Genomic DNA, 22,046 nt, shown 5'->3' with positions numbered 1-22,046 from the left:
CGGAGCCCGCCATGGCGCTTGATGTCTTTGCCCCTTGGGATGATCCCAACGCAAAACCCCTCATTCAATTTCAGAACGTGACCAAACGCTTTGGCGATTTCACGGCGATTGATGACCTGACCGTGGACATTTTTGAGAAGGAGTTTTTTGCCCTTCTCGGTCCCTCCGGCTGTGGCAAAACCACAATGATGCGCATGTTGGCGGGATTTGAAACGCCCACCGAAGGGAAGATCCTGCTTGCGGGGCAGGATATTGGCGCTGTGCCGCCCAACAAGCGCGCTGTGAACATGATGTTCCAGTCTTACGCGCTGTTCCCGCATCTCTCGATCTGGGAAAACATCGCCTTTGGCCTGAAACGGGACAAGATGCCCAAGGATCAGATTGGCGAACGCGTTGAAGAAATGCTGCGCCTGACCCGACTTGAAAAATTTGCCCGCCGCAAACCACACCAGATCTCCGGTGGTCAGCGTCAGCGCGTGGCGCTTGCGCGCTCCTTGGCCAAAGCGCCCAAGTTGTTGTTGCTTGATGAACCGCTGGGCGCACTCGACAAAAAACTGCGCCAAGAGACCCAGTTTGAGCTGATGGACATTCAGGAAACCACCGGCACCACCTTTGTGATTGTGACCCACGATCAGGAAGAAGCGATGACAGTGGCGAGCCGTGTGGCAGTGATGGACCATGGTAAGATCATTCAGGTGTCCACGCCGGATGTGATCTACGAGGCGCCCAACTCCACCTACGTGGCGGACTTCATTGGCGACGTGAACCTGATTTCAGGTAAGGCTGATCCGCAAGGCGACAAGCTGCACATGCATTGGGCCGAAGGTCAGCCTGCCGTGGTGGGATCGCCGCTGGACGGGGCCACAAAAGGTCAGGATGTGCATTACGCCATTCGGCCGGAAAAAGTCTCTATTTCGGCAGAAAAGCCAGAAAATGCCGCCAATGCCATCCAAGGCGAAGTGCACGATATCGCCTACCTTGGCAATATCTCGACCTACCACGTACAACTGCCGGGTGGCCAAATCATCAAGGCGCAATCCGCCAACAACCGCCGGATTTCCCGCCGCGCGTTTACTTGGGAAGACAAAGTATGGCTCAGCTGGACAGACACCGCTGGTGTCTTCTTGGAGCGCTAAGAGATGCGCCGCCTCCTGATCGCCGTTCCCTTTCTCTGGCTGCTGGCCCTCTTCATTGTGCCGTTTGCCATTGTTTTCAAAATTTCCCTATCCGATTTGGCCGTGGCGATTCCGCCATATACGCCAACCCTCGACATTGCCGAGGGCTGGGCTGGGCTCAAAGCCTTCTTTGCGGAGCTCGATTTTGAGAACTACATCTGGCTGACCGAAGATGACCTATATTGGAAAGCCTACCTCTCCAGCTTCAAAATTGCGGTGATATCGACTCTGCTCACGCTGCTGGTTGGCTACCCCATCGCTTATGGTATTGCCCGAGCCCCACAAGAATGGCGCGCCATGCTGTTCATGCTGGTGATCCTGCCGTTTTGGACAAGCTTTCTGATCCGCGTCTATTCCTGGATGGGGATTTTGAGCCAGGAAGGCTACCTCAATCAGGTGCTGCTCTGGATTGGCGTGATCAACGAACCGCTGATCATCCTCAACACCAATATCGCCGTCTACATCGGCATCGTTTACACCTACCTGCCTTTCATGATCCTGCCGATTTATGCGGCTTTGGAAAAGCTCGACATCAGCCTTTTGGAAGCCGCCGAAGACCTCGGATGTTCCCGCTTCTCCGCCTTCTGGTTGGTGACTGTGCCGCTGTCCAAACAAGGCATTATTGCCGGCAGCTTCCTGGTCTTCATCCCGACCATCGGCGAATTTGTGATCCCATCGCTCTTGGGCGGATCGCGTACGCTGATGATTGGTAAAGTGCTCTGGGAGGAGTTCTTCTCCAACCGTGACTGGCCGGTGGCCTCTGCGGTGGCTGTGGTGCTCCTGCTGATCCTGATCATCCCCATCGTGCTCTTCCAGCGCAACGAGCAGAAACAGCGGGAGGCCAACCAATGAGACGCATGACCTGGTTCAACGTCACCTCGCTGACGCTTGGCTTCGCCTTCCTCTATCTGCCCATGCTGATCCTGATTATCTTCAGCTTCAATGAGAGCAAACTTGTCACTGTTTGGGCTGGATTCAGCACAAAATGGTATGGCGAAGTGCTGCGCAACACCGCTTTCCTGGACGCCGCCTGGGTGACCATCAAAGTGGCATTCCTCAGCTCTTGCCTTGCGACTGTTCTGGGCACCATGGCTGCTATCGTCATGGTTCGTGCGGGGCGGTTTCGTGGCCGCACGGTGTTCTCCGGCATGATCTACGCCCCCATGGTGATGCCCGAAGTCATCACCGGCCTCTCCCTGCTCCTGCTGTTCATCAGCCTCGGCATGGACCGTGGCGTGTTTACGATCGTGCTGGCACACACCACTTTTGCGATGTGTTACGTCTCCGTGGTGGTCAGCTCGCGTCTGGTGAGCTTTGATCAAAGCCTCGAGGAAGCCGCACTCGATCTTGGCTGCTCGCCTGTGCAAGCCTTCCGCCTTGTGACCCTGCCGATCATTGCCCCGGCGGTGATCTCCGGCTGGCTTCTTGCCTTCACTCTGTCACTGGACGACTTGGTGATCGCTTCCTTCACATCCGGCCCGTCGGCGACCACCTTGCCGATGAAAATCTGGTCCTCGGTGCGTCTTGGTGTGAGCCCTGAAATCAACGCGCTTTCCACCATCATGATCCTTGTGGTGGCGATTGGGGTGATCACTGCTTCGCTGATCAATAAGCGCAATGTGGTGCGGCAACAGCGTGAGGAAGCGGCGGCAGAAAAGCTGGCATGAGACGTATCTGCGACCCGTTTGCCTACTCGGATGGACCGGTAGAAAGCAGCTTTTGGGCTGAATCAGTGCCTGTTTCGACCCGACCCGCGCTGTCCGACGACCTGATCACCGAGGTCGCCATTATCGGCGCGGGCTTCACCGGCCTCAACACCGCCCTCAAGCTGGCCGAGGCCGGTGTTGACGTCACCGTGCTGGACGCCAAGCAAATTGGCTGGGGGGCCTCTGGGCGTAACGGCGGCTTCTGTTGTCTTGGCGGCGCCAAAGCGTCTTATAAGTCTCTCAAACGGCGCTTTGGCGAGGTTGCGTTATCCGACTATATGTCTACCGAACGCGCCGCTGTGGATCACGTAGAAGACCTATTGGCGCGCTTCCCCTGGGATGTGGACCGGCACAGCGAGGGCGAAACCATGCTGGCGCACAATGCCCGCTCCGCTGCTGGCTTTGCGCAAGACGCCGAAGATCTTGCCACGCTCTACAAGAAGCCAATTGATGTGATTGCCAAAGAAGACCTCGCGGATCGCGGCTTTGGCGGAGGATTTTATGGGGCAATCACAACGCCAATTGGCTTTGCCCTTAATCCGCGCAAATACGTCTCTAACCTAGCCAAATCAGCCGAAAATGCTGGTGCCCAGATCTACGGAGACACACCGGTCTCAGAGACCAAACAGCTGGGTGGTCTCTGGCAACTCACCACGCCGCAAGGCAAAGTCACTGCCAAAAAACTGGTGATCGCCACCAATGGCTATTCCAGCGAGTCCACCCCGCCGTGGCTCGCCGGTCGTTTCCTACCCGCGCAATCTAGCGTGATTGTCACACGTCCGATCTCGCCAGAAGAACAGGCTGACCAAGGCTGGACCTCGCGGCAGATGTCCTATGACAGCCGCAACCTGCTACACTACTTCCGCCTGATGCCGGACAACCGCTTTTTGTTTGGTATGCGCGGCGGGCTCTCAACCTCCAAACGCACGAGCGACCAAATCAAACTGCGCATCCGCCAGCATTTTGAGCGGCTCTTCCCCGCTTGGGCACACATCGAAACGCCGTATTACTGGTCCGGTTTTGTCTGCTACAGCCGCGGTCAGACGCCATTTGCAGGGCGCGCTCCCGGTGTGGAAAATCTCTATGCGGGCTTTGCCTACCATGGCAACGGCGTCGCCATGGGAAGTTACGCAGGCGCTTTGATTGCGCAGGACATTCTGCGGGATGCGACCCTAATACACCCGGAAATCATGCGGGCCACCCCCGGGCGTTTCCCATTCGGCCGCTTTCGCCGCTTGGCGATGTATCCGGGCTATCTCTTCTACGGCCTCAAAGACCTCTGAAGCGCTGTCACTTCCAGCTGCAACCCGTCGGCATAGGCGAGGCGGTCATTCTCAACTTGCCACAGGCAATAAGCCGCCATGCGGGCGTGATAAAACGGCGCCAGCTGGCGGTAGCGCGCAACCACGGCGTCTTGGCCATAGGCGGCTAGAAAATCACGAATATCAGTCTCTAATAACGGAGATTGGCGATAAAGGTGCTGCATCGCCGGGGACAGAAACACTGCGATGTCCTCACAAGGATCGCCGACTGCCGGACATTGCCAATCAATCAGATGCAGCCCGCCCTCACTCTGGATCAAGTTGCCGGGCACAATATCGCTGTGTAACAGCGCGGCCTGCCCACATGGCGGCACCTCTTCTTCGGGCAAGTCGGACAAAAACTGCGGGATCTTTTCACAGCGCCCAACAATCTGAAGCGTCTGCGCAATCAGCGCAGCAGAGCCGTCTGCCACCCGTCGCAGCCCCTTAGGCGCGGTCAGGCCATGCAGCTTGCGCATGAGCGCGGCGACGGATTGCACGCCCTCTTGCCAGGTGCTTCCCGGAACATGCGCATAGATATTGCAAACGCCAAGATCAGTCTCGAATCCTGCCAAAAACGCCGGTGCCAAGCCCGTGGGTTGCAAGTGCTGAAGCAGTTTCGCTTCGGCCTCTGGGTCATTTGGAAACAGCGGATTGCGCGCCGGACCGGCATAGAGCTTCAAAACGATGTCGCCGTGATGGGTGCATACCCCGTGCCACGCCGTATTGGTACGCCCGCCAAACAGCGGATGCCAAGCGTGTGGCACCGCCTGCGTGGGAAACGCATCGGCCAAAGCCGCAATCACGGCATCAGGTGGGGCAGGGGGCAGATAAGTCAGCGCGGCGGTCCTTGAGCAGAGCGCCGCGACGCTAATTCACGTGCCGATTAGAGGCAAGCCTTAGGTGGTTGGCTCACGCAGGGACACAACAGAGTCTGCGGCGAATTCCACGCCACCGGGCGAAATCAGCACCACGCCCTGATCGGTGTTCCGTGCCTCCGTCACACGCGCGTAAATGTCGCCATACACCGTGTCGAGTGTTTCGCCATTGGCGCGGCTTTCAGTCACGAAGGTGTAGTTGCCATTCGGGAACGGTTTGCCGGCATCATCAAGGCCGGACCAGGTCACGGTTTCGGCTTTGGGATCGATGGCATAGCGCTGCATTTCGGCGCCGGATTCATTGCGCACAATCAGTGTGGCCTCCGCCGCCAGCTCATTGGCGTTGGGCACCACTTGTACCGGTTCGCCGGTGAAATGCGCTGGCGCGGTCACCCGGGCCTCCATGCCAACCCAGGTCGCCAGGTTGCCCATGCCCATCGCGCCAAGCTGCGTGCCGAGATTGGTCAAAAGCGTGTTGGTCAGGGTCTGCTGTTCCACGGTCGAGAACTGCGCCAGCTGCGAGGCAAATTCTGTCGAATCGGTTGGGTTCAACGGATCCTGGTTCTGCATCTGCACCGACAGCATGGTCAGAAAGGTCTCGAAATCCGAGGCCAGCGCTGCAGAGCCGTTTGTGGGTTCTTTCGCGGCGGCGGCCGCTGCTGAGGCTTGTGCTGCGCTACTTTGCGGCGCGGCGGATGTTGCGGTAGGGGTCATGTCTCTCTCCTAGACGCGGATATCAAGGCCGCTGCTTACGAGGGTTTGTGGGGCGGCCTGTTGCGCGGCCAATGCGGCGGCATCGGGCAGAATCGGGCCATCACCTTGGCCATTTCCGCCCTGTCCGCCTTGGGCAAATTCACTGCCACCTTGGGCATTCTGGCCGTCACTACCCTGCTGTTCAAAGCTGAAGGAGACGTCCTGATAGCCCATCTCCATGAAGTCTTTGCGTAGCATGTCGATGTGACGGCGCATCAATTCGGTTGTGGCTTGGTTCTCGGCGGCGATGTTCACGGTCATCACGCCGCCGGTCTCGGTCATGGACATACGCACCTTGCCAAGCTCCGGCGGATCCATGGCCAATTCGATCAGGCTTTTGTCTGCCATTTTGAAGGCATCTGCCACCTGGCGCACAACATAGGCCGGGTTGGGCGCACTGTTGCTCAGACGTGCTTGTGACGCGGCTTCCTGGGAGCTCATGATCGAGCGTGAGCTGTTGTTGGTCTCATCTGCTGCGGCAATCACCATATCAACGCTTTGATTGGCCTGAATGTCCGCGGCCTTACCGTTCATCTGCTGCATACCGGCATTGACCTGCTCCATAATGGCGCGGGCTTGCATCTGTTGGGTGGTCGATGTGGTTGGCACCGATGGCGTTTCCAGCTTGGGCGCGGTTGGCTCATCCACAGCCTCTACGCTTTGCTGGATCGTGCCACGACGGCCCGCATCCTGCGCGGCCACCTCTTGCACAACCTGTTGCGGCGCAGCCTGAGAGGTTTGCTGGCTCACCTGGGAGCGCACTTGAACCTTCATGGGGTCCAGACCCTCGCCAACTTCCGCTGCCATCTTGGAGCCCTGGGCATTGGCCATCTGAACCGCCTCGGCGGCTTTCGGCGCGGCCTGCTCCGGCAGAGCAGTTGCTTTCACGTCAGTAGTCTGTGTGGTTTGCGCCGTGGCTTGTTTGGCCACGTCTCCGGCTTGATCCGCCAGCTTCATCAATGCCGCGTTCTCAGTTGTACCTTTGGCAGGTTTCACCTCCGCCACTTTGGCGGTCACTTCGGGCGCATCTTCAACCGCTTCCGCCACTTCCACAGCCGCAAAATCGGCATCCTCAGGCGCATCTGACCCTTTGTCTTGTCCCTCAGATTCGGCCTGCTTGCCGTCCTTGTCTGGCCGTGATTCGGCCTCTTTCGGTGCCGTGTCATCGCTGGTCTGGTCAGTTGTGCGGGTGTCGTTCACGTCTTCAGAAGGACGGTCGTTGTCTTTGTCCGACGCCTCATAAGCCTTGGAAAAGTCATCGCTTTCCTGCTTTGGGTCGGTCGGTTTCTGAGTGGCGCCTGTCTCGGTTGGCGCGGACGGTTGGGTTACAAAGGGCAGATTGAGCATAGCGGTCTCCGGGAATTCTTCCACGCCGACCTCTCTACCTGAGTCTTCCTTACCACTTTCTTTACCGTCCTCGGCCACAACTGAAAAAATCCACGTTTAGACTGTGAGGCAAGAAATGCTCAACACACCTTCCCCTGTGGCGCCCGCCGCGCCCCCCATTCAACCAACGCCCAGCGCCCGCGAAACCGCGCTGCGCGATGCTGCCAAAGAGCTCGAAGCCGGCTTCCTGGCTGAGATGCTCAAATCCGCAGGCCTCGGAAAAACCAGCGAATCTTTTGGCGGTGGCGCTGGCGAGGACCAGTTCTCCTCCTTCCTGGTGCAGGAACAAGCCCGCGCCATGGTGGACGCCGGTGGCATCGGCCTGTCCGAAGCTTTCTTCAACGCCCTAAAGGAGCGCGCCGATGTCTGATGAGACCGTTGAAATCCCGCTGATCGATTCGCTGCAAGAGCTGCTGGCGGACGAACGTGTGGCGCTGATCGAAGGCAAGCTGGATGCGCTGCCTGACCTTTTAACACGCAAAGAAGCGCTGTTTGAGGAACTCACCACCCTGCAAGAGGAAGAGGAGATCGACGCTGACGACCTCGCCCCCCTGCAAGAAGGATTTGCCCGCAACCAGCACCTTCTGGAATCGGCCCAGGCCGGTTTGCAGGCCACACAAGAACGTATGACGACTCTCCGTCGCGTGCGCACCACTTTCGAATCGTATGACAACCGTGGCCAACGCCAAGCCGTTCAATTGGGCGCCGGTCAACGTGTTGAAAAGAGAGCGTAAATCGCGCTCTTCCAAGTTTGTTTAAAATGCCATCGATTGTGCGGTTTGGGTTTAGGGAAACGTTAGCACTTACCACGCCATGTTGATCCCGCATCCCAAGGAGGGTGGCACCGGACACGGACCTGAGCCGACCGGTAGATGTCAGAATGACGTTCAGGAGTGCCTCCCTAAAGAGGCGCAAAATACAACCCGACGCAAAAGCGTCACGACACATAGGAAATGCCATGTCCAGCATTCTGACTAACAACGGCGCAATGGTTGCGCTGCAAACCCTGAAATCCGTAAACTCCAGCCTGTCCGACACGCAAGGACAGATCTCCACTGGTAAAAAAGTTGCCAACGCCAAGCAAAACGCTGCTGTGTGGGCGATTTCCAAGACCATGGAATCTGACGTAAACGGTTTCAAATCGGTGAAAGAGAGCCTTTCGCTGGGTGAATCCACTGTTGCTGTTGCCCGTAACGCAACTGAAACAGTGACCGACCTTCTGGGTCAGGTGAAAGAGCGTATTGTTGCCGCACAGGGCGACAACGTTGATCGGACTAAGCTGCAAGCCGAGGTTTCCGAACTGCGCAACCAGATCAACTCTGTTGTTGGTGCTGCTCAGTTCAACGGTCTGAACCTGGTTGACGGCAACACTGCTTCCACAGATGTTCTGTCTTCCTTGGACCGTGACGCTTCCGGCAACGTGACCGCGTCCACCATCACCGTAAACGGTCAAGACCTTAGCACCGGTGGCTACACTGCCAAGACCGCCTTCGCTGCGGGTACTGACGGCGTTTCTGCCGACAACCTTGACTCGTTCGCCTTCACTGCTGACCCCAATGGTGGTACCAGCGACAACGGGTCGGTCATCATCGACTCCGCGGGTGCAGGCTTCGCCGCAGGTGACAAGATCAACATGCAGTTGGGTGAAACCTCGGTTTCTTACACCATCACTGCTGAAGATCTGGCATCCTCTACCGTTGACTCAGTTATTGCCAACGGTCTGAAGAAGGCAATCGAAGAATCCGGTGCTGACGTAACTGTTGACTATGCAGTTGGTAACCCGGGTCAGCTCGACATCACCAACGACGACGCAACTGACTCCCTCGCAATCTCTGGTCAGTTCCAGAACGCCGGCTCCGGCGGTCTGGCGGCTCTGGCCAACATCAACGTGTCCACTCTGGGCGGTGCCCAGACCGCCTTGGGCGCAATCGAGGGTTTGATCACCACCTCCATCGACGCTGCCGCAGCATTCGGTACCGTTGAATCCCGCATCAGCACTCAGAACGACTTCGTTTCGAAGCTGTCTGACTCCCTGACTTCGGGTATCGGTGGCATGGTTGACGCCGACATGGAAGAAACCTCTGCACGTCTGCAGGCACTTCAGGTTCAGCAACAGCTGGCGACACAGTCGCTGTCTATCGCGAACCAGGCGCCACAGCAGCTGCTGTCGCTCTTCCGTTAATGGACTTAGTTGGGGGCGCTCGAACGGCGCCCCTGACACCTCCATCTTTCTAATTTCTGTCTCGCATATCGGGAGAACTCCGACGTGACACCAAATGCTCTCGCAAAACGTGCCTACGGGCAGGCCGCAGCGCCAACAAAGTCCACAGGCAAGCTAGAATATGACGTGATCGCGCGGGTCACCCACAAGCTGAAACAAGCTGCCATGCAAGGCAAACGTGGTTTCCCTCTTTTAGCCGAAGCCATCCATGAGAACCGCTCCCTTTGGACACTTCTCGCTGTGGATGTAGCCGGTGACGAAAACGGTCTTCCCGAACAGCTTCGGGCCCAGATCTTCTACCTCGCGGAATTCACGGATCATCACAGCGCAAAAGTGCTGGCGGGCGACGCCAATGTGCGGCCCCTACTGGAAGTCAACACCGCGATCCTTCGCGGCCTTCGAAGCGGAGCAGCAGCAGCATGAGCGGCCTGGTTCTAAAATTAAGCCCCAAAGAGCGGGTTCTGGTCAATGGCGCAGTCATCGAGAACGGCGACCGTCGGTCCCGTCTGTCCATCATGACCCCAAATGCCAACATCCTGCGCCTGCGGGATGCCATTCACCCGGAAGAAGCCAATACCCCTGTGCGCCGCGCCTGTTATTCGCTGCAGCTGGTGCTGTCTGGAGACGCAGACGCCGATGAAGTGGAACACACATTGTTGCGCCACATTGAGGATCTGAGTCAGGTCTTCACCGATCACGACAGCCGTCAACAAATCACACTGGCTTCCGAAGCCGTGCTGGCAGGGCGTCATTATCAAGCTCTCAAAGCTTTGCGCACCCTGTTGCCGCGCGAAGACCGTTTGATGGCGGTGGCACGCCAATGAGCTTTCAACCCATCGTCGCAGGAACCGGCCTCGTTGCCTGGAATTTTCTCCAGCGTACGATGGACACGCAGACCAAGGCGTTCGAAAGTTCGCCTGCGATGCAGCGCGACCTCGACTATTTTGAAGAAAACATCAAAAACGTCGAGACCGCCGAGGATCTCACCAGCGACCGCCGGTTGATGCGGATCGCTCTGGGCGCCTATGGCTTGGATGACGATGTCAACAACACCTTCTTCATGAAGAAAATTCTTGAGGAAGGGTCGCAAGCGCCAGATTCTTTGGCCAACAAAATGGCTGACAAGCGGTATCTGGCGTTTGCCAAAGACTTTGGCTTTGGGGACCTCGGCGGCCCTTGGCACAAAACCGACACTTTTGTTGAAAACATCACAGAAGAGTACACAACGCGGCAGTTTGAAATTGCTGTAGGCGAGCAGGACGAAAGCCTGCGCTTGGCGCTCAATGCTGTACGTGAGCTGGAAGAGATTTCCGTAAGCGGCGGCAGTGACAACACCAAGTGGTTTTCTGTGCTCGGCTCCCCACCACTCCGCAATGTAATGGAGCAAACTTTCAATTTGCCGTCTTCTTTTGGTGCGTTGGATCTCGACAAACAGCTCGAGGTGTTCCGTGGCCGTATGGAGAAGTTGACTGGCGACTCCGAGATCAGCCAATTTGTTGGCGAAGATGCACAACAGAAGCTTGTGGACCGCTATCTGATCATGTCTCAGATCAACAATACGCAGGGCATGAGCGGCGGACAGATTGCATTGACCTTGCTGTCCTACTGATCTGAACCACAACATATAGAACCGTCGCAATACAGTCGCGATACCGACGTCATACCGACATGAAAATTCAACAAAAAACGCGCCTCAAAGGGCGCGCTTTTGTCGTTTCGTAAAAGGCTTGTTTACGCCCTCGCCCCCGCGCGGCGTAAAAGCAGCGTAAGCTTTTGAAATGCATTCATAATTGAGGCACTATTACCGTCACCCATATAGGCATCCAGCTCCGGCCAGGCATTGATCGCCACATCCAAAACCGGATCAGACCCCGCCGAATACAGCCCCGCCCGGATCATTGTCGCGCTCTGCTCATACGCGCCTAAAAGCCTGCGAGCCTCTGAAATCGTTGAGTTTTCTTGATCCGTTGCGCAATGCGGCAGGCTTCGCGAAACAGACCGCAGCAGGTCCACCGCCGGGTATCTGCCGCGCTCGGCAATTTTGCGATCGAGCACCACATGTCCGTCCAGCACCCCGCGTAGGATGTCCGCAATCGGTTCGTCCATGTCCGAGCCTGCGACCAAGACACTGAAAACACCGGTAATATCGCCCTGACCGTCCAACCCAGGACCGGCCCGTTCGCACAGCGACATGATCATATGGGAGGTTGATGGCGGATAGCCCCGCAGCGCTGGCATTTCGCCGGATGCAACGGCCACCTCGCGGTGGGCTTCGGCAAAACGCGTGATCGAATCTGCCATAAATATCACATGCTTGCCCGCGTCTCGGAAATGCTCTGCAACACTCATTGCCGCCAAAGCGCACCGCCTGCGCACCAGCGGAGATTGATCCGAGGTAGCTGCGATCACAATCGAGCGTTTTAACCCTTCAGGCCCCAGGACATTTTCCACAAACTCCCTCAGTTCTCTACCCCGTTCCCCAATCAGCGCAATCACGGCAATGTCACCGGTCATGTGTTTGGCGAACTGCCCCATAAGACTGGATTTACCAACGCCAGAACCCGCAAACAAACCAATACGTTGACCTTTCACAATTGGCAGCATGGTGTTGAAAATAGCCATGCCAGTTTCCAATCGTTCACCCAGCGCACGGCGGGCCGCTGGCGGCGGCGGGCTGTTCTTCAAAGGCCGCATTTCCGGCCCTCGCAACAAAGGCTTTCCATCCAGAGGATTGCCATAAGGATCAATGATCCGCCCAATCCAGGCATCTGACGGCGCAATGCCCAGTTGATCGCGCAGCGCCACACGGTCCCCAATCGAGACCCCATCCGGCGCTGCATCGGGCAACATGGTCATATCTTGTGTATGGAGTTGGATCACTTCACCGGCAATTTTTGCCCCGTCATGAAGCGTCACTTCCAGCAAATCTCCGATTCGTGCGACTGCATTGAGCCCGCTCACGCGCAAAAGGTTGCCTTCCACCGCGCAGACTCGTCCTATGTCTTTGATTGGGCGCACTCTTTTGAGCTCTGCGCCAAGGCTTTCTAGCCCTTTAGCGTTCATTTGGATTCTCCAAAGTTCCTTCGAAACCCTTTCTAAAGGAATCAGGGTTAAGTCTTGATTTAAGCCATCGAGGGAGAAACCCCGTGTTCAAGAATTTGAACGTATTTAAAACTGCACACGCCATGGGCCAACACGCCGCTTTACGACAGTCGGTTGTGGCTCAGAATATGGCAAACGCCGATACGCCGGGCTACAAAGCTCGCGACATCACGCCGTTTAAAGAGGTCTACCGCAATGACGGTGGAGCCTCCAGTATGCGTGCCTCCCGCCCTGGTCATCAAGGCCATGGGTTGGAAGCCTCCGCATTGCGCCCGTCTCTCGCCACCGCCGAAGTTGCCCCAAGTGGCAACAGTGTCTCTCTGGAAGAAGAGATGCTGAAGGCGGTTGACGTCAAACGCCAGCACGACCGCTCGCTGGCCATCTACAAATCCTCCCTGTCCGTGCTTCGAACTGCACTTGGACGTTAAGTAAGACAGAAAGTCATGATCAATGAGTGATTTTGGTTCCGCATTAAGCGTCACCTCGTCAGGTTTGCGTGCCCAGGCCGCCCGCCTGCGTCATGTGTCCGAAAACATCGCCAACGCTGACACCCCCGGCTATCAGCGGAAAACCGTGAGCTTTGAGGCTGACACATCAACCCGTGACGGGCAGGTGTCGGTGAGCCCGGTTCAACTGGACCGCAGCGAAGGCACAAAGATCTTTGATCCAAGCCACCCGATGGCGGATGCCAGCGGTAACTATTTGGGCTCCAACGTCGACATGATCATCGAAATCGCTGACGCGCGCGAAGCGCAGCGCAGCTACGAAGCCAACCTCAAGATGTTTGATCAAACCCGCCAGATGTCCTCGTCGCTCATGGAACTCTTGCGCAAATAAATTTAACTAAGGAGACCCAGAATGGATGTCCGTACAGTACTAGCCGCTCAGAATTACACCGCCTCAAAGCCCGCGACAGGGCCGGCTGAAAACGGCCAAGGTGGAAATGCTCTGTTTGGCCTGGCAAAAGATTTTGCCGCCACTCTTCAGGAAAGCGAGCAGGTCTCGATGCAGGCGATGACCGGCAAAGCAGACCCGCACACATTGGTACAGGCGCTCGCCCAGTCCGAACTGGCTGTCGAAACTGCTGTGACCGTGCGCAACAAGGTGGTCGAAGCCTACCAAGAAATCCTGCGTATGCCGGTCTGATGTTTGATCAAGCCATCTTCTTTGACACCCTGCGCCAAGGCCTATGGGTCGCGGTGATGATCTCCATGCCCATTCTGGCCGTGGCGTTGGTCTCGGGTGTGTTGGTTGGCTTGTTTCAGGCGCTGACGTCGATCCAGGAAATGACCCTGACCTTTGTGCCAAAGGTGCTGTGCATCGTTATCGTGTTCTGGGCCACCATGGGTTTCATGAGCCAAACACTGGTGTCGTTTTTTCAATCCACCCTCGTTCCGTTGATTGCTGGAGGCTAATTATGGACAATGCAGGCTACACAACGCTAACCCGTCAGTCCGGTCTTGTCCGTGAGATGAATGTGCTGGCAAACAACATCGCCAACGCGGCCACCACCGGCTATCGCGCAGAGGGCATTGCGTTTTCAGAGTTCATCAAATCAGCTCCAGGCACTGAAAGCATCTCCATGGCCACAGCCAATGTGCAGATGACCTCTCTGGAGCAGGGCGCTTTGAAACAGACAGGCGGAAGCCTGGATTTTGCTGTTGAAGGTCCTGGGTTTTTTATGGTGCAGACTCCTGAGGGAGAGCGCCTGACTCGCGCAGGTGCGTTTTCTCCAAATGAAAACGGCGACCTGGTGAATATGGATGGCCATCTCGTTTTGGACGCAGGCGGCGCGCCGATTTTCATTCCGCCGGATGCCAAAGGCGTGGATGTGTCCTCCGACGGTACTTTTAGCGTGGATGGCAATCCCCTTGGGCAATTGGGTGTCTACCGGCCGGTCAACCCGCTTGATTTGAAGCGGGAAACCGGCGTGTTGTTTGAGGCCCCTGACGGGGTGGAGCCGATTGAAGAGGCCCGCGTTTTGCAAGGCTTTCTTGAAAGCTCAAATGTGAATCCGATCACCCAATTGTCCCGCATGATCGAGGTGCAGCGCGCCTATGAAATGGGACAGACCTTCCTGGAAAATGAACACAACCGCATCCGTGACGCGGTGAAAACCTTCGTCAGATAATTTGTAGAAAGAGGACAGCAGAATGCGTGCCCTGACAATTGCAGCCACCGGTATGAGCGCTCAGCAACTGCGTGTTGAGACGATCTCCAACAACCTCTCCAACATGTCGACCACCGGCTATAACGCCCGTCGCGCAGAGTTTGCGGATTTGCACTATCAGCAAGTTTCCCGCGCCGGTTCGATCAGCGCCTCTGATGGGTCGGTCCTCCCAACTGGCGTCCAGGTTGGCCTCGGTGTGCGTGCCGCAGCGATCAACGTAAACCTTGAGCAAGGCTCGCTGTCTAACACCGGCGGTGATTTGGACGTGGCGATCGAAGGCAAAGGATATCTCGAAGTCACCCTGCCAAACGGCGAAGCGGCCTACACTCGGGACGGTGGTCTGAAGCGCAGTGCCGATGGTTTGATCGTGACTTCGGACGGCTACCCTGTGGCCCCTGAAATCACCATCCCAGAGGACGCCACCAGCATCTCCATCAACGGTGATGGACAAGTGTTTGCGTATTTTGACGATGCCACAGAGGCCGAAGAGCTTGGCCAGTTTACCTTGGCAGGCTTCACCAACGCCAAAGGTCTCGAAGCGCTGGGCGGCAACCTCTTTGCTGAAACCGAAGCGTCCGGCGCGCCCAATGTGACCAATCCAGGTGAAGATGGTCTGGGTACCCTGCGTCAGGGCTATCTGGAAGACAGCTCCGTCGATGCGGTGCGTGAAGTGACTGAACTGATTGAGGCGCAGCGTGGATATGAACTCAACGCCAAAGTCATCACCGCAGCAGACCAGATGATGGCCGCCACGGCACAGGTGCGCTAAAATGAAACGCGCTCTTGCCCTTATCATGACTGTTTTGGCCGCACCGGTTTCTGCGGAAATCGTGGTGGCAACCGAAATCATTCGCGCCAACACCATCATCGAACCTGGTGTTGTTGGCCTCAAAAAAGGCGACGTCCCGGGCGTACATTCCGATTTGGAAGCCGTCATCGGTAAGGAAGCTCGCAAGGCAATCTATCCTGGCCGCCCTGTGCGCAAAGGTGACGTTGGCGAGCCGGCACTGGTTGAACGCAATCAGATTGTCACGCTGATTTACAATGCCAATGGTCTGAACATTGAAACTGAGGGTCGATCGTTGGCCCGTGCGGGGGAGGGTGAGCGCTTGCGTGTCATGAACCTCAGTTCCCGCTCCACCATCTCCGGAACCGTATTGCCAAACGGCAATATCCAGGTCGCCAATTAAAGGAACATCCCAGTGCGTATTCTCTCTACAACACTTCTTCTTGTGGCGCTGGCCGTGTCCGGTTGTGGCCGTACCGATCACATGGGCAAAGCGCCCAGCTTCACCCCAACCACCAACAATCAAGAACACTACGCCATGATGAATCCACCGCTGCCGCAGCAGGCCAGCGTGTCGCGCCGGTCTGACACCGCGTCGCTCTGGAGTGGCAACAAAGCCTCCCTGCTTGGCGACCGACGGGCGGCCAGCCGCGGCGACATCCTGACAGTGGTGATCGAGGTGGATGAAAAAGCCCAGATCAAAAACGAGTCCGAGCGCAATCGCAGCGGTTCTGACAGCCTAAGCTTACCAGCCCTTGCTGGATTGCCGCAGCGTATCAATGAGCGCCTTCCAAACGGGGCCACCACGGACCCTCTGGTTGATATCAGCTCTGACAGCAAAAGCTCTGGCGACGGCTCCGTGAAACGCAGCGAGAAACTGACCCTGCGCGTTGCAGCCACGGTTGTGGACGTGCTGCCAAATGGTGTTTTGGCGATTGAAGGCTCCCAGGAGTTGCGGGTGAACTACGAGCTGCGCGAGTTGCTTGTGTCCGGCTTTGCCCGCTCTGAGGACATCTCGCGCCAGAACGAAATCACCTTCGACAAAATTGCCTCTGCGCGTGTGTCTTACGGCGGTCGTGGCCAGATCACAGACATGCAGCAGCCGCGTTGGGGCCAACAGGTTATGGACGCGGTCCTGCCATATTAATCGGGTAGTCTGATGAAGAAACTTCTCCCAATTATACTTCTCCTTGTTGGCATCGGTGCCGGCGTTGGCGCAGGGCTTGCCCTGCGTCCAGAGCCCGCCCCGGTGGAGCTAACCGAAGGGGCAGAGAGCGCGGATCACGCTGAAAAGTCCGATAAAAAGGACGAAGAAGACGGCCCGCCATCCGGGCGTGAGTATGTCGACTTGGTGGACCAGTTCATTGTTCCGGTTGTGAACGATGATGCGGTTGCTTCGCTCATCCTGATCACGCTCACCATCGAAGTGGAAAGCGGCAACCGGGAAGCCATTTTTGAGGCTGAGCCACGGCTGCGCGGCGCGCTTTTACAGACCATGTTCGATCACGCAAATATCGGTGGCTTTAATGGGGCTTTCACCAACTCCAGCAAACTGGACCGCTTGCGTGAGACTTTCCTGGAAGTGGCGCAAAAGGCCTTCGGAGACGAGATCACCGATGTGTTGATTGTGCAAATCACACGCCAAGACATCGCGTAATCCCACCCTCCCCTTAACAATAAAAAGGCGGCGCATAACGCGCCGCCTTTTTTGTGCTTTGGTGACGAGCAGATCTCACATGCCGCAGCTCAACTTGCCTTCCATAATCGAATCTACCAGCGCCACCGCTCGAATTTGACGGCGTGTCTGCACTTCATGTTCCAAGAGTTTCTCCATAACATCCGCTTTGCCAAAATGCGTTTGCAGATCTTTGTAGGCCATCTCTTTGCGTACCATCACATTGGCCAGTTGGTGGTTCAGAATTTTCCGGTTGCGGCCAATCCAGCTGTTCCAGGCTAAATCACCGCCGGTGATGCGCATCGCGGTGTCGCCGCTGAGCATGTCGCGGCCATTTTTTTCCTGGTCTGCGAGGTCGTCGAGCAATCCGCGCAGCTTATTTTCTTCAGCCTGGATTGCCTGCATGGCCGCTTGCGCCTTTTGGTACCGCGCTTGGGTGATCACATTCAGCTCTTTCAGATCGTCGCTCATACCCGCCCTTTCATACGTTGACGCATGGCGTCGGCAAATCGAATGGCCGCGGCCACAGGCGCATAGTGGTCTGGTGGCACTTCCTGTCCAATTTCCGCAACCGCGTGCAGGGCCCGTGTTGATGGCGGATCCCGATGAATAGGGACTGCATTTTCCTGCGCCACTTCGCGAATTTTGGCAGCAACTTCGTCTACACCTTTGGCCACACACACAGGTGCCGCACCGGGCATACGTGACCATTTCAGCGCCACCGCATAATGGGTCGGGTTGACCATGACCACGTCCGCATCCGGCACATCCGCAAGCATCTGGTTCATGGCAATCTCTTGCCCTTTCTGCCGCCGCTGTTGCTTCATATGCGGATCGCCTTCAGACTCTTTGCTCTCGTCCGTCATTTCTTTGCGGGTCATCATGTTTTTGCGAATGTGCTCGGCGTGCTGCCAGAAGTAGTCGATCACTGCGATGGACGCGGAAACGATGATCACAATCATCAAAAACTCAAGCATCAGGCGACCCAGAAGGGCAGGCACCATAATCGCATCGAGTTGAATGGCGGATGCCATTTCCGCCATGCGTGCCTTCAGGAAAAATCCGAGACACACCGAAAAGATCACCAGCTTGGCAAAGCTTTTGGCAAATTCAAACAAACCGCTGCGGCCAAACTTGTTTTTAGCGTTGGAGATGGGATTTATGCGCGACAGTTTTGGCGCAAGCTTCGACGGCGTCACCAGAAACGCGCGCTGCGCAATCACACTCAGGATCACCGCAATCATCGGTACCACGAACCATGGCGCCACAGACGTTATGGTTTCGATCATGATGCCGCCAAGGGGGGTGGATGGATTGCCTTCAAACACCATTGGCGCCAGCTCATCCGCCTGATCCAGCAACACCATCAAGCCGTTACCTGCGGATTTGATGGTGGCCGCGCCAACGGTCAGAAACGCCAGTGTCAGCCCGAGGTAGCCCGCCGCCACGAAGACATCCATGGATTTGGCGATCTCACCTTTTTTGCGCGCATCATCCAGTTTCTTCTGGGTGGGCTCAAAACTCTTTTCGCTGTCGTCGTCCTGACCGCCGCCGCTCATCTCAGGCCCTCAACCGGGTTGATCATGAACGCCTCCATCGCGCCCCACCACAGAGTGAGTAGCGCCGGTGCCACAAGGAACAAAAGGAACAGGCCGCCCGCTGTGATCAGTGGCGCACCCACAAAGGCCACCATCAACTGCGGCATGGCGCGGTTGATCACACCAAGCATCAGGTTGTAGATCGCAGAAATAATCACAAACGGTGCCGCCAGGCGGAACGCCATGTTGAACGCCTGCGCCATATGCGGCACGCCCCATTCGGTCATGATTTCCCGCGGCGGAAAGGTGCCAGCGGGGAATAACATGTACGATCCGATCAGATAACGCGCGACATAGACGTGCAGCCCCATGGTCACCGCCAACGCGAGACCTGCAATCACCAGCACATTACCAATTGCTGGCAGGGGTTCGCCCGCCGCGCCGCCCAAAAGCTGCGCCAAAGATGTCGATTGACCCGCGATAGTACCTGCGGTCTGCAAGGCAAACACAAACATGCGAATGCCAATGCCCATCAAAAACCCGCTGATGGTTTCCGTCAGTGCATATTGAGCGATCAACGGGAAGGTCGGCTCGGCGCTTTCAAACACCGGCACCGCCGGGGCAACAATCACAGTGAACGCCAGCGCAAGCCCCAGTTTGATGCGGGTCGGCACCGAAGTTTCCCCAAAGGCTGGCAGCAAGGCCACCGCTGTTCCCACCCGCAGAAACACCAAAAAGCCGTGCCAAAGCGCGGCTTCTGTGGTGTTCAGAAGGAAGAGGGCGGTTTCCATCATGCGGCGACAACCCCGACAAGTGCAGGCCGCGCATCCAGTCCAATTTCCTCAAAACTGAGCACCGGATTGGAAATGCCTTTGGCACTGAGTACCGTGCGCAGGAACCGTCTGCGTCGCGTTGATGTGACCAGCGCGGCAAAAATCCCGCTGTTGCCGGCGTCAGACATGCGATCGGCAATCGACTGAGCCAGGGCGTTGAACACGTCTGGCGGAAGCGCCACATCCATGCCGCCCGCATCGCCATCCACCTGGTATGTGGCAAAGGTGTCTTCCCACTCGGGTGCCAACTGTACCAAGGGAATGGTGCCATCGTCCCGTTTCAAATCGGAAATCAGCTGGAAGCCCAGTCGTTGGCGCACATTTTCGCAGATGATTTCCGGCTGCGCACTCACATGACGGGCTTCGGCAATCGATTCCAGAATCAACGGCATGTTGCGGATCGAGACCTGTTCATCCAGCAGCATACGCAAAATGCGATGCAACAGATCCAGCGGTACTTTGTCCGGCACAAACTCATCCATCATACGGCGGTTGGCATCGGCGCGCACCGGATCAGACAGGTTCATCATCTCATCCAGAATGCGGCGCAGCGCCTTGAAGGTCAGCAGGCGGCCAAAGTTGGATTTGATGGTTTCAAGCAAGTGGGTCGCCAGAACCTCGCCAGGGGTCACAATGGTGATCCCCGCCAGCGCGGCTTTTTCCTGCGCTGCGCTGTCGATCCAGCGGGCAGGGGCGCCATAAACAGGTTCGGACACGTCTTCTCCAGACGGCAGCGAATCCGGGCTGTCGCCTGCCAAAGCCAGAACCTTCTCCGGCTCCAACCGATCGCGCACCTGCTCCACGCCCTGAATGCGAATGGTGTAGGTGCCATTTGGCAGTGAAGGTTCGTCAGTCAAACGGATTTCCGGCAGGATCAAACCATAGGTCGACGCCACATGGGTCCGCATATTGGTGATGCGCGCGTCCAAACCTGCGCCCGGATCCAGCACCATGTTCACCAGGTCGGTGGCGAACTCCACATGGATGTCGTCCAGGTCCAGCACGTCGCCAATGGGTTTGTCCCGGGGCAGAACCGGCGCATCGTCTTCTTCAGGTTCCAGGCTGGCTTCCGCTTCGGCCTTTTTGTTTTGATGCAGGTAGTAGGCTGCGAACCCCAACACAGAACCACCTGCCAAGAAGGGCAGGAACGGCAGGCCCGGCACCAGCGCAAACAACACCATCAACACAGCCACGGTGGCAATCGCTGGCGGGTAGTTGCCCAGCTGTTTCAGCAGGGTCAGGTCGGTGGAGCCAGTGGTGCCGCCACGTGCCAAAAGCAGTGCGGAGGCAATCGAGATGATCACAGCTGGGATTTGCGTGACCAGACCATCACCAACAGTCAGGATGGCATAGGTCTCAAAGGCCTGGCCAATGGGCATGCCATGTACGGCCACGCCCATGATCAGGCCCATCACCAGGTTCATCAGCGTGATCAACAGGCCGGCAATCGCGTCACCTTTCACGAACTTTGACGCACCATCCAGCGAGCCAAAGAAGGTGGTTTCCTGTTGTTCGCGTTCCCGGCGGGCTTTGGCTTCGGCGTGGTCAATCGCGCCTGCGGACATGTCGCTGTCAATCGCAAGCTGTTTACCGGGCATCCCATCAAGGGCAAAGCGCGCGCCCACTTCGGCCATACGGGTGGCGCCTTTGTTGATCACCATGAAGTTCACGATGAGCAAAACGCAGAACACCACAAGACCAAGGAAGACGCTGCCGCCCATGACAAAATTGGCAAAGCCCTCAATCACGTCGCCGGCGGCATTCGTGCCGGTGTGACCCTGACCGATGATCAGCTTGGTCGAGGATACATTGAGCGACAATCGCAGCATCAGCGAGGCCAGCAAGATGGTTGGGAAGGCGGAAAAATCCAACGGACGCTCGATAAACAGCGTCACGGTGAAGATCAGGATCGCCAAAGCAAAAGAGGTTGCCAAACCGATGTCCAGCACCCAGGACGGCATCGGCAGGATCATCATGACAATGATCGCCATCAGGGCGAGGGCGAGCAAGATTGTCGGGCTAAAAAGCGCTTTGATGGAAAAAGTCGGGTTCACGAGTTACCCTCCATTGCTCAGCATCGACCGGCCCGATCCGGACCCACGCGGCACAAGAGAGCCCATGGTGCCAGCTGAACTGCCGCGTTGAAGCAGCGGGAAATTGTTTTCGCGGTTCACAGTGGGGATGCGCAGCAACGGCTTAGCTTTCTGGACCGCTTTCGCTGGCATCACCGCCTGATCCGGCGAATGCGCCAGAACGCGTTGCAAACGGGCTTTGTATTTGTCGGCAACTTTTGGGGTGCGGGAATGATAGGCCACGGTCGCGTCATCCCCGTTGTTGGTTTCTGCGCCGTCGGAACTGTCTTGTACAAATGTGGTAAAAACCAAAAGGAGACTTGTCACAAGTCCCAGAAGACCGATTATGACGGTCTTGAGTGAGTCGCCGTAGAATCGCGACATCGCGTTGAAAACGTACTGTTTTTTCATACCGATAGCTTTCTGCCCCAGTTCAAGGCCCAAGCTAT

Annotated in this window: 28 protein-coding genes; 19 read left to right on the top strand and 9 right to left on the bottom strand. The window is 56.9% G+C overall.

Translation table 11 applies throughout. The annotated features are described in order from the left end of the window. Positions 1–11: 11 nt before the first annotated feature. Genes Q0955_RS06350 through Q0955_RS06335 form a run of 4 tightly spaced genes read left to right on the top strand, consistent with a single transcriptional unit; the run spans position 12 to position 4,164 of the window. Complete coding sequence (locus Q0955_RS06350; RefSeq protein WP_299421453.1) at positions 12–1,136, top strand: ABC transporter ATP-binding protein; 1,125 nt, start codon at positions 12–14, stop codon at positions 1,134–1,136. A gap of 3 nt (positions 1,137–1,139) precedes the next feature. Continuing rightward, the gene (locus Q0955_RS06345; RefSeq protein ID WP_299421450.1) at positions 1,140–2,027 is read left to right on the top strand and encodes an ABC transporter permease subunit; all 888 of its coding nucleotides are present in this window, start codon (positions 1,140–1,142) and stop codon (positions 2,025–2,027) included. Beyond that, positions 2,024–2,842, top strand: a complete 819-nt coding sequence (locus tag Q0955_RS06340; RefSeq protein ID WP_299421448.1) for an ABC transporter permease — start codon at positions 2,024–2,026, stop codon at positions 2,840–2,842. The genes Q0955_RS06345 and Q0955_RS06340 overlap by 4 nt, the downstream gene beginning before the upstream one ends. After that, positions 2,839–4,164, top strand: coding sequence for an FAD-binding oxidoreductase (locus Q0955_RS06335; RefSeq protein WP_299421445.1), 1,326 nt, complete (start codon positions 2,839–2,841; stop codon positions 4,162–4,164). Before Q0955_RS06340 ends, Q0955_RS06335 begins: the two co-directional genes overlap by 4 nt. Here the strand turns inward: Q0955_RS06335 and Q0955_RS06330 are convergent. From Q0955_RS06330 to Q0955_RS06320, 3 genes are all read right to left on the bottom strand, one after another. Continuing rightward, the gene (locus tag Q0955_RS06330) at positions 4,143–4,976 is read right to left on the bottom strand and encodes a phosphotransferase (RefSeq protein ID WP_299421442.1); all 834 of its coding nucleotides are present in this window, start codon (positions 4,974–4,976) and stop codon (positions 4,143–4,145) included. The genes Q0955_RS06335 and Q0955_RS06330 overlap by 22 nt on opposite strands. 105 nt (positions 4,977–5,081) lie before the next feature. Continuing rightward, positions 5,082–5,774 carry a flagellar hook capping FlgD N-terminal domain-containing protein gene (locus Q0955_RS06325; protein WP_299421438.1) on the bottom strand — a complete coding sequence of 231 codons (693 nt, stop codon included), beginning with the start codon at positions 5,772–5,774 and terminating at the stop codon, positions 5,082–5,084. A gap of 9 nt (positions 5,775–5,783) precedes the next feature. Continuing rightward, complete coding sequence (locus Q0955_RS06320) at positions 5,784–7,160, bottom strand: flagellar hook-length control protein FliK (protein ID WP_299421436.1); 1,377 nt, start codon at positions 7,158–7,160, stop codon at positions 5,784–5,786. 115 nt (positions 7,161–7,275) lie between these two features. Between Q0955_RS06320 and Q0955_RS06315 the strand changes: the two genes are divergently transcribed. From Q0955_RS06315 to Q0955_RS06290, 6 genes are all read left to right on the top strand, one after another. After that, positions 7,276–7,569, top strand: a complete 294-nt coding sequence (locus Q0955_RS06315; protein ID WP_299421435.1) for a rod-binding protein — start codon at positions 7,276–7,278, stop codon at positions 7,567–7,569. Continuing rightward, positions 7,562–7,933, top strand: a complete 372-nt coding sequence (locus Q0955_RS06310; protein WP_299421433.1) for a flagellar biosynthesis protein FlgN — start codon at positions 7,562–7,564, stop codon at positions 7,931–7,933. The genes Q0955_RS06315 and Q0955_RS06310 overlap by 8 nt, the downstream gene beginning before the upstream one ends. Positions 7,934–8,157: 224 nt before the next feature. Beyond that, complete coding sequence (locus Q0955_RS06305; RefSeq protein ID WP_299421430.1) at positions 8,158–9,381, top strand: flagellin; 1,224 nt, start codon at positions 8,158–8,160, stop codon at positions 9,379–9,381. A gap of 84 nt (positions 9,382–9,465) precedes the next feature. After that, positions 9,466–9,843: a flagellar biosynthesis regulator FlaF gene (gene flaF, locus Q0955_RS06300; RefSeq protein WP_299421428.1), complete on the top strand. Its 378-nt coding sequence runs from the start codon at positions 9,466–9,468 to the stop codon at positions 9,841–9,843. Beyond that, entirely contained in the window at positions 9,840–10,244 is a 405-nt protein-coding gene (gene flbT / locus Q0955_RS06295; protein ID WP_299421425.1) for a flagellar biosynthesis repressor FlbT, read from the top strand. Before flaF ends, flbT begins: the two co-directional genes overlap by 4 nt. Further along, a complete protein-coding gene (locus tag Q0955_RS06290) occupies positions 10,241–11,029 on the top strand; it encodes a DUF1217 domain-containing protein (protein WP_299421423.1) in 789 nt (262 codons plus the stop codon). Before flbT ends, Q0955_RS06290 begins: the two co-directional genes overlap by 4 nt. Positions 11,030–11,151: 122 nt before the next feature. On the opposite strand, the gene Q0955_RS06285 is transcribed toward Q0955_RS06290, so the two are convergent. Further along, positions 11,152–12,483 (bottom strand): FliI/YscN family ATPase, encoded by a 1,332-nt coding sequence (locus tag Q0955_RS06285; protein ID WP_299421420.1) that lies wholly within the window; start codon positions 12,481–12,483, stop codon positions 11,152–11,154. 83 nt (positions 12,484–12,566) lie between these two features. On the opposite strand from Q0955_RS06285, the gene Q0955_RS06280 reads away from it, so the two are divergent. The 9 genes from Q0955_RS06280 to Q0955_RS06240 are packed head-to-tail and all read left to right on the top strand — an operon-like array spanning position 12,567 to position 17,136. Continuing rightward, the gene (locus Q0955_RS06280) at positions 12,567–12,950 is read left to right on the top strand and encodes a FlgB family protein (RefSeq protein WP_299421418.1); all 384 of its coding nucleotides are present in this window, start codon (positions 12,567–12,569) and stop codon (positions 12,948–12,950) included. A 22-nt stretch (positions 12,951–12,972) separates the two neighbouring features. Continuing rightward, entirely contained in the window at positions 12,973–13,359 is a 387-nt protein-coding gene (flgC, locus tag Q0955_RS06275) for a flagellar basal body rod protein FlgC (protein WP_299421415.1), read from the top strand. A 21-nt stretch (positions 13,360–13,380) separates the two neighbouring features. Beyond that, positions 13,381–13,668 carry a flagellar hook-basal body complex protein FliE gene (gene fliE, locus Q0955_RS06270; protein ID WP_299421412.1) on the top strand — a complete coding sequence of 96 codons (288 nt, stop codon included), beginning with the start codon at positions 13,381–13,383 and terminating at the stop codon, positions 13,666–13,668. After that, complete coding sequence (locus Q0955_RS06265) at positions 13,668–13,937, top strand: flagellar biosynthetic protein FliQ (RefSeq protein ID WP_299421410.1); 270 nt, start codon at positions 13,668–13,670, stop codon at positions 13,935–13,937. The genes fliE and Q0955_RS06265 overlap by 1 nt, the downstream gene beginning before the upstream one ends. Before the next feature lie 2 nt (positions 13,938–13,939). Continuing rightward, positions 13,940–14,653: a flagellar hook-basal body complex protein gene (locus Q0955_RS06260; RefSeq protein WP_299421407.1), complete on the top strand. Its 714-nt coding sequence runs from the start codon at positions 13,940–13,942 to the stop codon at positions 14,651–14,653. A 22-nt stretch (positions 14,654–14,675) separates the two neighbouring features. Then, positions 14,676–15,461, top strand: a complete 786-nt coding sequence (flgG, locus tag Q0955_RS06255; protein ID WP_299421404.1) for a flagellar basal-body rod protein FlgG — start codon at positions 14,676–14,678, stop codon at positions 15,459–15,461. A gap of 1 nt (position 15,462) precedes the next feature. After that, positions 15,463–15,882 carry a flagellar basal body P-ring formation chaperone FlgA gene (gene flgA, locus Q0955_RS06250; protein WP_299421402.1) on the top strand — a complete coding sequence of 140 codons (420 nt, stop codon included), beginning with the start codon at positions 15,463–15,465 and terminating at the stop codon, positions 15,880–15,882. Positions 15,883–15,888: 6 nt separating this feature from the next. After that, positions 15,889–16,626, top strand: a complete 738-nt coding sequence (flgH, locus tag Q0955_RS06245; protein ID WP_299423197.1) for a flagellar basal body L-ring protein FlgH — start codon at positions 15,889–15,891, stop codon at positions 16,624–16,626. A gap of 12 nt (positions 16,627–16,638) precedes the next feature. Then, positions 16,639–17,136 (top strand): flagellar basal body-associated protein FliL, encoded by a 498-nt coding sequence (locus Q0955_RS06240; protein ID WP_299421399.1) that lies wholly within the window; start codon positions 16,639–16,641, stop codon positions 17,134–17,136. 75 nt (positions 17,137–17,211) lie between these two features. On the opposite strand, the gene Q0955_RS06235 is transcribed toward Q0955_RS06240, so the two are convergent. Genes Q0955_RS06235 through Q0955_RS06215 form a run of 5 tightly spaced genes read right to left on the bottom strand, consistent with a single transcriptional unit; the run spans position 17,212 to position 22,008 of the window. Then, positions 17,212–17,625, bottom strand: a complete 414-nt coding sequence (locus Q0955_RS06235) for a hypothetical protein (RefSeq protein WP_299421396.1) — start codon at positions 17,623–17,625, stop codon at positions 17,212–17,214. Further along, positions 17,622–18,713 carry a flagellar type III secretion system protein FlhB gene (locus Q0955_RS06230; protein WP_299421393.1) on the bottom strand — a complete coding sequence of 364 codons (1,092 nt, stop codon included), beginning with the start codon at positions 18,711–18,713 and terminating at the stop codon, positions 17,622–17,624. The genes Q0955_RS06235 and Q0955_RS06230 overlap by 4 nt, the downstream gene beginning before the upstream one ends. Beyond that, positions 18,710–19,486 (bottom strand): flagellar biosynthetic protein FliR, encoded by a 777-nt coding sequence (locus Q0955_RS06225; RefSeq protein WP_299421391.1) that lies wholly within the window; start codon positions 19,484–19,486, stop codon positions 18,710–18,712. The genes Q0955_RS06230 and Q0955_RS06225 overlap by 4 nt, the downstream gene beginning before the upstream one ends. Then, complete coding sequence (gene flhA / locus Q0955_RS06220; protein WP_299421388.1) at positions 19,483–21,579, bottom strand: flagellar biosynthesis protein FlhA; 2,097 nt, start codon at positions 21,577–21,579, stop codon at positions 19,483–19,485. The genes Q0955_RS06225 and flhA overlap by 4 nt, the downstream gene beginning before the upstream one ends. Before the next feature lie 3 nt (positions 21,580–21,582). Continuing rightward, a complete protein-coding gene (locus tag Q0955_RS06215; protein ID WP_299421386.1) occupies positions 21,583–22,008 on the bottom strand; it encodes a hypothetical protein in 426 nt (141 codons plus the stop codon). Positions 22,009–22,046 lie beyond the last annotated feature (38 nt).

The organism is uncultured Shimia sp., assembly GCF_947493595.1.
Lineage (GTDB): Bacteria > Pseudomonadota > Alphaproteobacteria > Rhodobacterales > Rhodobacteraceae > Shimia.
This window is presented reverse-complemented; position numbering and strand designations above follow the sequence as displayed.